We start from the raw sequence: 13,165 nt of genomic DNA, 5'->3' as shown, positions 1-13,165 counted from the left end.
GCGATTGAGCAGGCCCCTGTCAGGGACCGCCGAATCGCCGCTGTGTCGTTGCACCGCATCTCAGGGTGTCTTGGACAGCCCGCCGAGTGCCTTTGGGGTCAGGCCAGTGTCTCCAGCACATAGGCAACGTCCTGCAATACAGCCGTATCTCCGCGCTCCGTCCAGTAGAGCGCTATCATCCGCGCATCGGCCTCGACCTTGTAGGCGCTTGCCGGCAGACGGGCCAGCGCTTGCATGAAGCGTGGGTCTTCGCAAGGTTCTCGCCACTGGTTGCACCATACGCCAGGGCTGATCTGCCAGAAGCTGAAGCTGTCGACATGCCCCCGCTTGCGGGCCCGATGATATTGCGGGCATGGGCTCGGCGGCTGCTTTTCCAACCAGTACGGCCACTGCTGAGGCGCCAGCTGCATGGCCAGACCCATGCGCCGCGCCTCCAGGCGCAAGCGCATCTGCTCGCTCTGATTGCGCGAGTTGCGCAGCCAGGAGAGCGGGCTGAGAATCAGCGCAAGGATTGACACCACCAGCAATACCGTCATATCAGTAGTTCCCATAAACCGTTGCAAATGAGCTGGTTAGCCATTTTTCACGCATGACCCGCCCGAAAGCGACCATACTTCTTCTATAGCGATTGCCTGGAGTAGAGCTCATGACCTACCAACATCTGCTGGTCGCCGTCGACCTGACGGAAGAATGCGACCCTGTGATCAAGCGCGCCATGGCGCTGGCCCAGCCAACCAACGCCAAGGTCTCACTGGTGCACATCGTCGAACCCATGGCCATGGCGTTTGGCGGGGACGTGCCGATGGATCTGTCGCAATTGCAGCAGCAGCAGTTCGACCAGGCCAAGGAACGCATGGATCGCCTGTTCAACAAATATCCGGACATTCAGCGCGGCGACTCGCACTTGACTTACGGACAGCCCCGTCAGGAAATTCATCAATTGGCCAAAGACCAGAAATGCGACCTGATCGTCGTGGGCAGCCACGGTCGCCACGGCCTGGCGCTGCTACTGGGCTCCACGGCCAATGACGTTTTGCATGGCGCACCCTGCGATGTGCTGGCAGTGCGACTGCAGAAAAAGGACTGAACCTGTCCATCGCGGCACGTCAAGCCGCAACGCCAGGTGCCTCGGGTTTGTCTCCTCCCTCCGGCACCTGGTAGCGGGCTCGCCCGCCACGCGCAGGCCCTAAGCGTACTGTCTGCTTAGCCTTCCAACTCGGCCCAGCGTTCCACCAGGGCATCGAGCTCACCTTGCAGCTTCTCGATGTTCGCCAGCACCGCTGACGTCTCCGCGATCGGACGTTGATAGAAACCGGCCGCGCTCACCTCTTCCTGAGCCTGGGCCATGCGCTGTTCCAGCGCGTCGATCTGACCTGGCAGCATCTCCAGCTCACGCTGCAGCTTGTAGCTGAGCTTTTTCTTCGACTCCTCGACCACTGGCGCAGCGACGGCTTGCGGCTTGGCCTCGACCTTCTCCACCACCGCACTGTTGAGCGCCGACTTGCCGCCCTTGCTCTCGGTGACCCCAAGCAGCTTTGGCGAACCGCCCTGACGAATCCAGTCTTCGTAACCGCCCACGTACTCGCGGACCAGGCCATCGCCTTCGAACACCAGGGTGCTGGTCACGACGTTGTCGAGAAACGCTCGGTCGTGGCTGACCATCAGCACGGTACCCTTGTAGTTGGAGAGCACCTCTTCGAGCAACTCGAGGGTTTCCACGTCCAGGTCGTTGGTGGGTTCGTCGAGCACCAAGAGGTTGGCCGGCTTACTGAACAGCTTGGCCAGCAGCAGACGCGCACGCTCGCCGCCGGACAATGCCTTGACCGGGGTGCGGGCCCGCTGCGGGCTGAACAGGAAGTCACCCAGGTAGCTCAGCACATGCCGGCTCTGCCCCTCGATCTCGATGAAGTCACGGCCTTCGGCGAGGTTATCGATGACGGTCTTTTCCAGGTCCAGCTGATGGCGCATCTGGTCGAAATAGGCGACTTCAAGCTTGGTGCCGCGTTCGATCTTGCCCGACGTGGGCTCCAGATCACCCAGCATCAGCTTGAGCAAGGTGGTCTTGCCGGTGCCGTTGGCCCCCAGCAGACCGATACGGTCCTGGCGCTGCAGCACCATGGAAAAATCCTTGACCAGCATCGGCCCGTCCGGGTGCGAGAAGCTGACGTGCTCGAGCACCATGACCTGTTTGCCCGACTTGTCGGCCGCCTCGATCTGGATGTTGGCCTTGCCCTGCCGCTCCCGGCGCTCGCCGCGCTCAACGCGCAGCGCCTTGAGTGCCCGCACGCGGCCCTCGTTACGGGTGCGACGGGCCTTGATGCCTTGGCGGATCCACACCTCTTCCTGGGCCAGGCGTTTGTCGAACAGGGCGTTGGCGGTTTCCTCGGCGGCCAGCGCGGCCTCCTTGTGCACCAGGAAACTGGCGTAGTCGCCGTTCCAGTCGATCAGGCCGCCCCGGTCCAGCTCGAGGATGCGGGTGGCCAGGTTCTGCAGGAAGGATCGGTCGTGGGTGATGAACAACACAGCGCCGTTGAACCCGCGCAGTGCTTCCTCAAGCCAGGCGATGGCACCGATGTCCAAGTGGTTGGTCGGTTCGTCGAGCAGCAACAGGTCGGGCTCGGACACCAGTGCCTGGGCCAGCAATACACGACGGCGCCAGCCGCCGGACAACTCCGCCAAGGTCTTGTCCGCCGGCAACTGCAGGCGGCTCAGGGTGCTTTCAACCACCTGCTGCAGGCGCCAGCCATCGCGGGCCTCCAGCTCGTGCTGCACGTGCATCAGCTTTTCCAGGTCTTCATCGCCCTGGATGTTCTGACTCAGGTGATGAAACTGTGCCAACAGCTCGCCAACGCCATCCAGGCCTGCCGCCACCACGTCGAACACCGTGCGCTCGTCGGCCAATGGCAGTTCCTGGGGCAACTCGCCGATCTTCAGCCCAGGGGCGCGCCAGATGTCGCCGTCATCGCCTTTCTGCTCGCCCTTGACCAGGCGCAGCATGCTCGACTTGCCGGTGCCGTTGCGGCCGATGATGCACACCCGCTCGCCACGAGCGATCTGCCAGGACACCTTGTCCAGCAGCGGCATGGCGCCGAATGCGAGGGACACATCGCTGAATTTGAGCAGGGTCATGTTCGTCTCCATAAATCGGGCGCGCATTCTACCTGAGTTGGCCCTGCGCCGACATCCGCAAGGCCAGCGCCTGCCACCCACGGCGACATCCGGTCGAACTTAATATCCCGATACAAGCACAGTGCTTTCACCTGTCATCCGCAAACGGCTAAGCTAGGGCCATCGTTCCCAACAGTGCTGGCCCAGCCGCCACTTTCCCATGGTTCAACTGCCCGGACGTATCATGCGCAGCCGCCTGTTACAAATTGCTTCATGCCTGTTGCTCACCGCTGCCACCGGCGCGGCCCAGGCCACCGACATCACCGTGCAACGTCAATACTACGATGAAGCCAAGCGTGCGCTGGCCAAGGGCGACAAGGGCCCGTACCTGCGCTATGCCCAGGCGTTGAGCGACTATCCGCTGACACCTTACCTGGCCTATGACGAACTGACCGCGCGCCTGAAATCTGCCAGCAACGAGGAGATCGAGGGTTTCCTGGCCAAGCATGGCGATCTGCCGCAAGCCAACTGGATGAAACTGCGCTGGTTGCGCTGGCTGGCCGAACGCGGCGAGTGGCAGACCTTCGCCAACTACTACGATCCCAAGCTCAACTTCACCGAGCTCGATTGCCTGAACGGCCAGTACCAGCTTAGCCACGGGATGCGCACCGAAGGCTTTGCCACGGCAGACAAGCTGTGGTCGGTGGGCAAGTCCCAGCCTGCTGCCTGCGACCCGTTGTTCGCCATGTGGGCCGCAGAGGGGCAACTCACGGAGGGCAAACGCTGGGAACGGGCCAAGCTTGCTGCCCAGGCGCGCAACTACGGCCTGGCCGAGAACTTGGTCAAGACCCTGACCACGCTGGCGCCACAAGGCCGCCTGCTGATCGATGTGGCGCAGAAACCCGAACTGCTCAACCAGCCATCACGCTTCACCCAGGCCGACGAGGCCACCTCGGACGTCGTCAGCCTCGGCCTGCGCCGCCTTGCACGGCAGGACCCGGAGCGCGCCATGGGGCTGCTTGACGACTACGCCCAGCGCATGCACTTTTCCCGCGATGAAAAAGTGGCCATTGCCCGCGAGATCGGCCTGACCCTGGCCCGGCGCTATGACCCGCGCGCGCTTGACCTGATGACCCGCTACGACCCGGAGCTGCGGGACGACACCGTCAGTGAATGGCGCTTGCGCCTGTTGCTGCGCCTGGGCCGCTGGGAAGACGCCTACGCGCTCACCAAGCGCCTGAGCGGCGACCTGGCCCAGAGCAGTCGCTGGAAGTACTGGCAGGCGCGCAGCCTGGAGCTGGCACAGCCGAAGAATCCGCAAGTCCCGCAGCTGTACAAGGCCGTTGCCCGCGAGCGTGATTTCTATGGCTTCCTGGCTGCGGACCGTGCGCAAGCCCCTTACCAGCTGAACAACAAGCCCCTGGTGCTCAGCCCACAGCTGGTCAAGAAAGTGCGCAACACCCCTGGCATCCAACGCGCCCTTGAATTCCATGCTCGCGGTCAGATCGTCGAAGGTCGCCGCGAGTGGTATCACGTTAGCCGTCACTTCAACCGCGACGAAATGGTTGCCCAGGCGCGCCTGGGTTACGAGTTGCGCTGGTATTTCCCGGCCATTCGCACCATCAGCCAGGCCAAGTACTGGGATGACCTGGATGTGCGCTTCCCCATGGCGCACCGCGACACCCTGGTACGCGAAGCCAAGGTGCGCGGCCTGCATTCAAGCTGGGTGTTCGCAATCACCCGTCAGGAAAGCGCCTTCATGGAAGATGCTCGCTCCCCCGTGGGCGCCAGCGGGCTCATGCAGTTGATGCCTGCTACAGCCAAAGAAACGGCGCGCAAGTTCAGCATCCCACTGGCATCGCCCGCACAGGTCCTGAACCCGGACAAGAACATCCAGCTGGGGGCCGCCTACCTCAGCCAAGTGCACAGCCAGTTCAACGGCAACCGAGTACTGGCGTCAGCGGCTTACAACGCAGGCCCAGGCCGCGTGCGGCAATGGCTCAAAGGTGCCAAGCACCTGAGCTTCGACGTGTGGGTCGAGTCCATTCCGTTCGATGAAACCCGTCAGTACGTTCAGAACGTGCTGTCCTACTCGGTGATCTACGGGCAGAAGCTCAACATGCCACAACCTCTGGTGGACTGGCACGAGCGCTACTTCGACGACATGTAAGTGCCACTGCCGGCTGATCAAGCCTGGGCGCCGGTCACACCGGCGTCCAGCTGCCCGGCGACTCAGAGCACCTGCACCTTCATGCCAACTTCCAGGTGCCCGCTGCCATCGGCGGCCAGGTTTTGCCCAAACAGTATGTCCCCTTCCTTTTCCCGGAACGTCCTAAGCGTGGTCATGGGCTCCCGGTCAGGGCTGCGCTCCCCGGTGGCAGGGTCGATGGTGGTGAAAATACAGCGCACGCTTGGCTTCAGAACACGAAACTCCACCGTACCGATGCGAATGCGTTTCCAGCCATCCTCTGCAAAAGCCTCGGCCCCTTGAACCACCAGGTTGGGCCTGAACCGCAGCATGTCCATGGGCCGGCCGATACGGCGATCGAGCTCATCGAGCGACCCCTGGCCAATGAGCAACAACGGGAAACCGTCGGGAAAGGCGGCACGGTCACGGTCGGTGCCATAGCCATTGGGCAGGTACCTGGCCCGCTGCTGCGGGCAGTAGACCAACCTCACCGGTTTGCCTAGCCAGCCACTGAGCCAGGCGGCGGCCTCATCGCCGGCATCCGGCACGCGCAAGGTGTCGCGCCACAAGGTCACCTCTCGCAGCGGGGCATCCTCGGCTGGGGCCATCACATTCAGCGGCACTTGCCCAGGCGCCCGCAGCAACAGTGCCCCGCGTGACTCCACTGCTTCGAGCTGCCCGAGCTGCGGCCAGGCACGCTGGGTCAGGAAGCGCCCGTTTTCTTCCTCCACCAGCATCCAGCGACGGTCTCCTTCCAGTCCAAGCAGACCCACGGGAGAGGCTTGCAGGCATTGTGCCCGCCCTGACTTGACCGGATACCGATAGAGCTTGCTGAGAAACATCCCTGCCGCCTCATAATTCACAAAAACGTCAGCTTATACCCGGCAGGGCGCGCGATCACGCGTTGGTGTTGTCCAGCAACAGGCGCTGCTTGACCACATCGACCAGGCGATCAGGCTGAAACTTGGACAGAAAATTGTCGCAACCCACCTTCTTGACCATGGATTCGTTGAAGCTGCCCGACAACGACGTGTGCAGTACGACGTACAGCTTACGCAGGCGCGCATCCTCGCGGATCTCGGTGGTCAGGCGATAACCGTCCATTTCCGGCATTTCAGCATCGGTGAAGATCATCAATAGCTTTTCGCACATGTCCTCCCCGGCATCGGCCCACGCCTTGAGCATGCGCAACGCCTTGAGGCCATCACTGGCAACGTGCAGTTTCATCCCCAACTGCGAGAGCGTGTCGCGCAACTGGGCCAGGGCCACGCTGGAATCGTCCACCAGCAGCACCTCGCGACCACGTGCCCTTGCCAGAACCGGATCGGCCAACTTCTCGCCCGAAACGCGAGCGTTGTAAGGCACGATCTCGGCGAGCACCTTTTCCACATCGATCACCTCTACCAGCTTGTCGTCCACCTTGGTGATGGCGGTCAGGTAATGCTGACGGCCGGCACTGGTCGGTGGCGGCATGATGGACTCCCAGTTGAGGTTGACGATGCGGTCGACCCCGCCCACCAGAAACGCCTGCACCGAGCGGTTGTATTCAGTGACGATGATGGTGCTGTCAGGGCCTGGCTGAATGGGGCGCATGCCGATTGCCTGGGACAGGTCGATGACCGGGAGGGTCTGGCCTCGCAGGTTGACCACACCGCAGACGAACGCGTGGCGCTGCGGCATCAGGGTCAGCTTGGGCAGCTGTAACACCTCCTGCACCTTGAAGACGTTGATTGCGAAAAGCTGACGCCCAGCCAGCCGGAACATCAGGATTTCCAGCCGGTTCTCACCTACCAGTTGTGTGCGTTGGTCTACCGTGTCGAGAATGCCAGCCATTGGTAAGCCCCCAGGCTCATGTCGAAAATATGCGCGATTGTGTGTGTATCGGCAGTTGGCGTAGCATCTTGACCCCTAGTAAACGCTACGCCCCTCCCTTAGTTGATATCACTTTAACAGCATGCTTAACGGGTTTCCTAATACCACTCCCACGGGCTGAAAAGTTCCGTTTTTTTCTTGCCTATCAGGGAAACCCCTAGCGGCACTCAGGTACAACCTGATGTTCGCTCTATCTTTTAGCCATTAATGTGACGCCATTCTCACTGCATGAATGGAGTCAGGCTTTGCTAGCTATCGTAACGGCGTGCCCGTCTCTATCGCCTGTCCTGCCCATGGAGGCGCCATGATGGACAGTGCCTTACCCTTCTCGGAGGCGCTTGAAGGTTTTCGCGAGAAGGCTCAGAAGCGCCTCCACAGAGCAGAGGACTGCTTGCAGCATCTTGAGCTCATCGAAAATGACCCTGATGCCTGCAGGTGTCTGGACGCTGCGTTATGCGACTTGGCACATGACGCACAGCGCTTGGGGCTGCTTGAAGTGGCCCACTTCACTACTTCCTTTCAGCAGATACTGGCACCCTGCTGCCAAGGCGCATGCCTGCATCTTGACACGCTGCGTACTACTGCCGCATGCCTGAGGCTGCTGGCCTGGCAGCTCGAGCTACTGGACGCACACACGGGGCGGCTGGACCTGGACGCTGGAGAACAATTTGTGTTGCTGGGCGAACTGGCCAGGGCGGTTCGATCTTCTCTGGCATAAGCCTGGTTAACAGGTGACGGTGCAGCGCATGACCGCCAAGAGCCCGACCTTGGCGACAAACCATAGGGCAATTTGCCACCCTGCAGTTGCATGCCAGAAGTGCAACTTTGGCGAAACTGGAAAGTTGTAGCTTTAATTTACAAAGTTGTAGGAAATAGCCTCAGACAAGCAAGTCAGGCGCCGCTATGGGGCAATTCACAACAATAAGAATTAGCTAGGTGAAGTCGTCTTCGGCGGCGACCTCGGGTATTCAAGGTGGTAGTATGCCCCACCGAAACGCTTCAACTTGACACAAGGTTGAATGAAACGTGGTCGAAAAAACATCGAAAGTACGGCGCAAAAGCTTCTGAGCAGTAATGTGCAAGGCCCCCATCAGCAATACTTCAGCGGCTCCCCTACCTATGTTCCCACGCTTGATGACCTCTTTTCGTTGTAGCCCCCCGTACACCAGGCTGTGCTGGGCCACGGCAGGCATCAGTGTGGTTTCCTGCATCGCCTGCCTAGTGTTGCACCTGACTGAGCGCCCCGTACCCATCAGCCTGGTGTTGCTGCAGCTGACCGGTGTACTGGTCGCCGCCGTGCAACTGCGTATGGGAGCGCGCTCGATCAGCTTGCGCCCTGCGGAACTTGCCGAGCGCCTGCTAAAAGTGCAAGAAGATGAACGCCAGCACCTGAGCCGGGAGCTTCATGACGACATCGGCCAGCTGCTGACCGCTGCGAAATTGCAGCTGCAATGGCTGCAGCGACGAACGCCCGGGGATGTGCAGGGGCATTGCGATGCCTTGCATGCCACGCTGGACGATACGTTGAGCGCTGTGCGCGACGTTTCTGCCCTGCTCAACCCCCGTCAGCTGGCCAGCCTTGGTCTTGAGGCCAGCCTGCGCGCGCACTTGCTGCGCACCTTGGACGGTAGCGGCGTGCAATGGAGCCTGTCTTGCAAGCAACGCCTTGGGGGCATTGCCGAAAATGTCGCAATGGCAGTGTTTCGCATCACCCAGGAGGCGGTGACCAACATGTTGCGCCACGCTGGGGCGCGCAATCTCGTCATCCACCTACGGCGTACGGAGCTGGGCCTGGCATTGTCGATCGAGGACGATGGCTGCGGCTTCAAGCCTGCCCGAGAACCGCACCTTGCCAGTCAGCGTGGGCTGGCTGGCATGCTCGAGCGGGTCACTGCCCTTGACGGCAGCTTGAAGATTACCAGCGATGTTGGCCAGGGCACCCGCATCGATGCCGTGTTCCCCTGGCCGCCCCGTAGCCGGCAACGCGCTAACCGAGTGGATACCCATGACCTGTAGATTGTTGCTGGTGGATGACCATTCGTTGATCAGGGCGGGGGTCCGCGCCCTGGTCAGTGACATACCCGGGTACGAGGTAGTCGGCGAGGCCGACGATGGCGGGCAGTTGCTGGATCAGGCGCGGACGTTGATGCCCGATATCATCCTGCTGGACCTCTCCATGCGATCAACCAGCGGGCTGGACGCCTTGACCCAGCTCAATGCCAGCGGCAGCGCCTGCAAGGTGCTGATCCTCTCCATGCACACGGACCCGGAGTTGATCATGCGCGCCCTTGAGGGCGGTGCCCATGGGTATCTGCTCAAGGACACCAGCGCCTCTGAACTTGAGCAGGCGCTTAGCGCGGTGCGCAACGGGGAGCGCTACCTAAGCCCGGCCATTGCCCACACCGTCATCAATCAGGCCTTGCGTCATACTAGACCCGCCAGACGTCCGGCGTGCGAGCGACACAACCTGACTGCCAGGCAGCTGGAAATTCTGCGCCTGATCGTGCGCGGCAAGTCCACCCGCGAAATCGCCAACGGTCTGGGGCTGTCGATCAAGACAGTCGAAACCCATCGCTCGCAAGTGATGAAACGTCTGCAAATTCACGACGTCGCCGGGCTGGTGCTGTTCGCGGTGCGCGAAAAGATCATCAGCCTCGATGACTGAGCAATGGACAGCCTTGCGGCAGGTGCAGGCGCAACGCCTGGGGCCGCGCTTCGAAACGCAAGCTGTCCGCCTTGAGCGGTTCGCCATCGAGGTTGATATCAAGGCCCTGTTGACTGTTGATCTCTACCCACGGCAACCGTGTGCGAATGAACAGCCCATCGCCTGCCAGCAAATCGCGTAATGCGCCGACCACTTCCTGCGGCTTGGGCAGGATCGCAACATCCAGCAACCCGTCATCTACCACCGCATCCGGACACAACTCCTGCCCTCCCCCGGCTTGGCGACCGTTGCCGATCCCTAGCGCCAGCAACTCACCCTGCCAATGGAAATCCGGGCCTTTCAACTCGACCGAGGCTGCCTCCAGTTCACTGAAGCGTGACAAGCCGGTGAACACGTAGGCGGCGGCCCCCATCAACTTCTTCAGGTCTTCGGACGTACTGGCTGTGACCTGGCTGCCAAAGCCGCCGGTCGCCATGTTAAGGAACAGTTGCTCGCCCACTTGCCCAAGATCAACTGCCTGCGCCGGTTCATTGAGCAGCGCCAGTGCCTGGGCAGGCTCCAGCGCAATACCGGCCGCCTTGGCAAAGTCGTTGGCGGTTCCAAGCGGCAGCAACACCAGGCTGGCTTCGGTGCCCGCCAGGCCCATGGCTTCGGCCACATCCCGCAAGGTGCCGTCACCACCGCCGGCGACAATGTGACTGTAACCGGCGGCAAGTGCCTCCTTGACCAGGCGCTGGGCATCACCGCCCTCCCAGGTTACGCGCACGTCCAATGCCCAGCCAGTGTCGCGCAGATCGTGCACGGCGGTGCGTACGTCTTCGTTCATGGCTTGCTTGCCGTGCAGAATCAGCATTGCCTTGCGCGCTTGCATGTAGGTGCCTCCATAATTGACCACCTGCATCTTGACTCTTAGCCGTTACCAATTGTTGCACGGTCGTTCAAATATTGCGGCGCAGGGCTCGCGCACTGGAGCGAGCCTGCGCCGCTGGCGTGCGTCAACCGAGTAGGTCACTGAAGGGAATGAAGGGTACGAGGTCACCTTGACCAGGCGTAGTGCCCTCCTGCACCTCGACCAGCCCATCGGCCCACACTGCGCTGCGCAACACGCCAGAGCTCTGGTTAGGGTAAAGGCACACCTTGCCCTGCTCGATGCGCGCACGCAGGTACTCACGCCGTGACCCAGCTTTGGGCCAATCGAAACCGGCGGGCAGGCACACGCGCAGCGGGGCGACGTCGATCACACCCTGACGGCGCAACAAGTAGGGGCGCGCCAGCAGGCCGAAGGTCACCAGGGTAGAGGCCGGGTTACCGGGCAGGCCGATCACCGGCACGCCCTGGAAGTGGCCGAAGGTCAACGGTTTGCCGGGTTTGATCGCCAGTTTCCACAAGGCCAGCTCACCGGCCTCGCGCAGGGCCGCGCCCAGATAATCGGCCTCGCCCACCGAGACGCCACCTGTCGAGAGGATCAGGTCCACCCCTTGCAACTGAGCCAGGCTCGCGCGGGTACGGGCCAAGTCATCAGGCAGGATACCGGCGTCGGTGACGTCGCATCCCAGGCGCTGCAACCAACTCACCAGCAAGCGACGATTACTGTTGTAGATTTGCCCAGGCCCCAGCGGCAGCCCTGGCTCGACCAGTTCATCCCCAGTCGACAGCACTGCCACCCGCACCCTGCGTACCACATCGAGCTGACCATGACCCAGGGTGGCGGCCAAGCCCAACTCGATTGGCCCAAGACGCGTGCCGGCGTCGAGCACCTGCTCACCCTTGCGGGTTTCCTGTCCTTGCGGGCGAATGTTCTGCAGCGCCTTGAGGGGGTGCAGGAACTGCACATGGCCATTAGCATGAACCTGGGTATTTTCCTGCATCTCCACGCAGTCGGCGCCTTCGGGAACCGGTGCACCCGTGAAGATCCGCGCACAGGTGCCAGGCTGCAGTGGGCCAGGTGCGTGGCCGGCGAAGATTCTCTGGCTGACCGGCAGCGGCGCCCCCTGCCAGTCGGCCCGGCGCAGGGCATAGCCGTCCATTGCGCTGTTGGGCCAAGGCGGCAGATCGAGCGAAGCCACCAGGGCACTGGCCAGCACTCGGCCTTGTGCCTCGGCCAACGCCACGCGCTCGGTGTCGCGAATCGGCGCGGCATCTGCCAAGGCCAGCAATTGCTCGAGGGCCTGTTCCACCGGCATCAGTGGCCTGGGCTGCACGGCCTCAGCCACGGCTTTCACAGGCCGCCGCCTGCTTCAGATGGGCGACGAAATTGCAGGGACGGTGCCGTGCATCGAGCTGTTCGGCCAGGATACCGTCCCAACCGGTGCGCACCGCATTGGTCGAGCCGGGCAGGCAACACACCAGGGTACCGTTGGCCAACCCTGCCAGTGCCCGCGATTGCACGGTCGAGGTACCGATATCCGCCACGGAGATCTGCCTGAACAGCTCGCCAAAGCCGTCGACCTGCTTGTCGAGCAGACAAGTAACCGCCTCGGGGGTACTGTCACGTCCGGTAAAACCGGTACCGCCAGTAATGAGCACCACCTGCACGGTGTCATCGGCGATCCAGGTCGCGACCTGGGCCCGGATCTTGTAGAGATCATCCTTGAGCAGTACGCGTTGGGCGAGCCGGTGGCCCGCCGCTGTCAGCCGGTCTACGAAGACCTGGCCCGATGTATCGTTGTCGAACGTGCGGGTGTCGCTGACCGTGAGCACGGCGATATTGAGAGGAACGAACGGGGTGTCTGCCGAGGCTTTCATAGGTATCGGTCACTGGTAATGGCAATGACGGCAGTTATATCACAGGGCACCCCCGCCGGCGTGAGGAGCGCTGTCTTCACTGGATCGCGCCGAGCGAATGCCGTTATGCTGCACGCGCAAGGAACTTGCACTAACGTCCCGCGTCTTAACAGTCATCTTGCACCATCGCACTGGAGAAACACGATGATCAAACGGACCCTTCCCGCCTTTATGCTCGCCCTGGGCCTGGCTACCCTGGCCGGTTGCTCGACCCCAACCGTCATCACCTTGAACGACGGTCGCGAAATCCAGGCGGTGGACAAGCCGTCCTATGATGAAGATTCCGGCTTCTACGAGTTCGAGCAGCTCGATGGCAAGCGCATGCGTCTGAATAAAGACCAGATTCGCACCGTCAAAGAACTCTGATAGCCCATCCGAGTTGGCCAAAGCTTCGTTCTTTTACAAGGACTTGCGGGCAAATTTCGGATGCAGTAGGATTTTGTTCATCGGAGTGTAGCGCAGCCAGGTAGCGCGTCTCGTTCGGGACGAGAAGGCCGCAGGTTCGAATCCTGTCTCTCCGACCAAGTCCTTCAAAAAACCCGCCTTGT

General features: G+C 61.7%; 12 protein-coding genes, 1 tRNA gene and 1 pseudogene. 7 read left to right on the top strand and 7 right to left on the bottom strand.

All coding sequences use genetic code 11. The features are described from left to right. Positions 1-98: 98 nt before the first annotated feature. Positions 99-536 (bottom strand): hypothetical protein, encoded by a 438-nt coding sequence (locus ACF8GB_RS00275; RefSeq protein ID WP_058639660.1) that lies wholly within the window; start codon positions 534-536, stop codon positions 99-101. A 110-nt stretch (positions 537-646) separates the two neighbouring features. Between ACF8GB_RS00275 and ACF8GB_RS00270 the strand changes: the two genes are divergently transcribed. Beyond that, positions 647-1,087 carry a universal stress protein gene (locus ACF8GB_RS00270; protein WP_058606178.1) on the top strand — a complete coding sequence of 147 codons (441 nt, stop codon included), beginning with the start codon at positions 647-649 and terminating at the stop codon, positions 1,085-1,087. Positions 1,088-1,203: 116 nt separating this feature from the next. Here ACF8GB_RS00270 and ACF8GB_RS00265 read toward each other — a convergent pair whose 3' ends face one another. Continuing rightward, the gene (locus tag ACF8GB_RS00265; RefSeq protein ID WP_196185729.1) at positions 1,204-3,129 is read right to left on the bottom strand and encodes an ATP-binding cassette domain-containing protein; all 1,926 of its coding nucleotides are present in this window, start codon (positions 3,127-3,129) and stop codon (positions 1,204-1,206) included. A 223-nt stretch (positions 3,130-3,352) separates the two neighbouring features. On the opposite strand from ACF8GB_RS00265, the gene ACF8GB_RS00260 reads away from it, so the two are divergent. After that, positions 3,353-5,278: a transglycosylase SLT domain-containing protein gene (locus tag ACF8GB_RS00260; RefSeq protein WP_058639662.1), complete on the top strand. Its 1,926-nt coding sequence runs from the start codon at positions 3,353-3,355 to the stop codon at positions 5,276-5,278. 62 nt (positions 5,279-5,340) lie between these two features. Here the strand turns inward: ACF8GB_RS00260 and ACF8GB_RS00255 are convergent, their stop codons facing one another. Together ACF8GB_RS00255 and ACF8GB_RS00250 are read right to left on the bottom strand one after the other, a co-directional pair. Further along, positions 5,341-6,138: an MOSC domain-containing protein gene (locus tag ACF8GB_RS00255; protein WP_392526409.1), complete on the bottom strand. Its 798-nt coding sequence runs from the start codon at positions 6,136-6,138 to the stop codon at positions 5,341-5,343. Positions 6,139-6,193: 55 nt separating this feature from the next. Further along, entirely contained in the window at positions 6,194-7,129 is a 936-nt protein-coding gene (locus ACF8GB_RS00250; RefSeq protein ID WP_058639664.1) for a chemotaxis protein CheV, read from the bottom strand. A 346-nt stretch (positions 7,130-7,475) separates the two neighbouring features. Between ACF8GB_RS00250 and ACF8GB_RS00245 the strand changes: the two are divergent. The 3 genes and pseudogenes from ACF8GB_RS00245 to ACF8GB_RS00235 form a co-directional block, all read left to right on the top strand. Continuing rightward, positions 7,476-7,883: pseudogene (locus tag ACF8GB_RS00245) on the top strand (histidine kinase); the annotation flags it as partial. Positions 7,884-8,287: 404 nt separating this feature from the next. After that, positions 8,288-9,184 (top strand): sensor histidine kinase, encoded by an 897-nt coding sequence (locus tag ACF8GB_RS00240; protein WP_392526408.1) that lies wholly within the window; start codon positions 8,288-8,290, stop codon positions 9,182-9,184. After that, positions 9,174-9,833 carry a response regulator transcription factor gene (locus tag ACF8GB_RS00235; RefSeq protein WP_058639667.1) on the top strand — a complete coding sequence of 220 codons (660 nt, stop codon included), beginning with the start codon at positions 9,174-9,176 and terminating at the stop codon, positions 9,831-9,833. The genes ACF8GB_RS00240 and ACF8GB_RS00235 overlap by 11 nt, the downstream gene beginning before the upstream one ends. Here the strand turns inward: ACF8GB_RS00235 and yegS are convergent. From yegS to moaB, 3 genes are all read right to left on the bottom strand, one after another. Beyond that, on the bottom strand, positions 9,817-10,704 hold the full coding sequence (gene yegS / locus ACF8GB_RS00230; RefSeq protein ID WP_058606173.1) for a lipid kinase YegS: 888 nt from the start codon (positions 10,702-10,704) through the stop codon (positions 9,817-9,819). The genes ACF8GB_RS00235 and yegS overlap by 17 nt on opposite strands. 124 nt (positions 10,705-10,828) lie before the next feature. Beyond that, positions 10,829-12,055: a gephyrin-like molybdotransferase Glp gene (gene glp / locus ACF8GB_RS00225; RefSeq protein ID WP_100851166.1), complete on the bottom strand. Its 1,227-nt coding sequence runs from the start codon at positions 12,053-12,055 to the stop codon at positions 10,829-10,831. Beyond that, a complete protein-coding gene (gene moaB / locus ACF8GB_RS00220; RefSeq protein ID WP_058639669.1) occupies positions 12,039-12,578 on the bottom strand; it encodes a molybdenum cofactor biosynthesis protein B in 540 nt (179 codons plus the stop codon). The genes glp and moaB overlap by 17 nt, the downstream gene beginning before the upstream one ends. Before the next feature lie 183 nt (positions 12,579-12,761). On the opposite strand from moaB, the gene ACF8GB_RS00215 reads away from it, so the two are divergent. After that, positions 12,762-12,983, top strand: a complete 222-nt coding sequence (locus ACF8GB_RS00215) for a YgdI/YgdR family lipoprotein (RefSeq protein WP_058639670.1) — start codon at positions 12,762-12,764, stop codon at positions 12,981-12,983. 81 nt (positions 12,984-13,064) lie between these two features. Then, positions 13,065-13,141, top strand: a tRNA-Pro gene (locus ACF8GB_RS00210). Positions 13,142-13,165: the final 24 nt, after the last annotated feature.

Origin of the sequence: Pseudomonas sp. xss_4, from assembly GCF_043104125.1 — a bacterium.
Classification (GTDB): Bacteria; Pseudomonadota; Gammaproteobacteria; order Pseudomonadales; family Pseudomonadaceae; genus Aquipseudomonas; species Aquipseudomonas parafulva_B.
Note: the sequence above shows the minus strand (reverse complement) of the source record. Positions and strands in the feature narration are given on the sequence as shown.

What these genes read in the sequence shown, in the direction of transcription:
- ACF8GB_RS00250 (WP_058639664.1), bottom strand. Translation starts at nt 7,129, where the DNA reads ATGGCTGGCATTCTCGACACGGTAGACCAACGCACACAACTGGTAGGT.
- ACF8GB_RS00260 (WP_058639662.1), top strand. Translation starts at nt 3,353, where the DNA reads ATGCGCAGCCGCCTGTTACAAATTGCTTCATGCCTGTTGCTCACCGCT.
- ACF8GB_RS00215 (WP_058639670.1), top strand. Translation starts at nt 12,762, where the DNA reads ATGATCAAACGGACCCTTCCCGCCTTTATGCTCGCCCTGGGCCTGGCT.
- ACF8GB_RS00275 (WP_058639660.1), bottom strand. Translation starts at nt 536, where the DNA reads ATGACGGTATTGCTGGTGGTGTCAATCCTTGCGCTGATTCTCAGCCCG.
- ACF8GB_RS00255 (WP_392526409.1), bottom strand. Translation starts at nt 6,138, where the DNA reads ATGTTTCTCAGCAAGCTCTATCGGTATCCGGTCAAGTCAGGGCGGGCA.
- ACF8GB_RS00235 (WP_058639667.1), top strand. Translation starts at nt 9,174, where the DNA reads ATGACCTGTAGATTGTTGCTGGTGGATGACCATTCGTTGATCAGGGCG.
- yegS (WP_058606173.1), bottom strand. Translation starts at nt 10,704, where the DNA reads ATGCAAGCGCGCAAGGCAATGCTGATTCTGCACGGCAAGCAAGCCATG.
- ACF8GB_RS00240 (WP_392526408.1), top strand. Translation starts at nt 8,288, where the DNA reads ATGTTCCCACGCTTGATGACCTCTTTTCGTTGTAGCCCCCCGTACACC.
- ACF8GB_RS00270 (WP_058606178.1), top strand. Translation starts at nt 647, where the DNA reads ATGACCTACCAACATCTGCTGGTCGCCGTCGACCTGACGGAAGAATGC.
- ACF8GB_RS00265 (WP_196185729.1), bottom strand. Translation starts at nt 3,129, where the DNA reads ATGACCCTGCTCAAATTCAGCGATGTGTCCCTCGCATTCGGCGCCATG.
- moaB (WP_058639669.1), bottom strand. Translation starts at nt 12,578, where the DNA reads ATGAAAGCCTCGGCAGACACCCCGTTCGTTCCTCTCAATATCGCCGTG.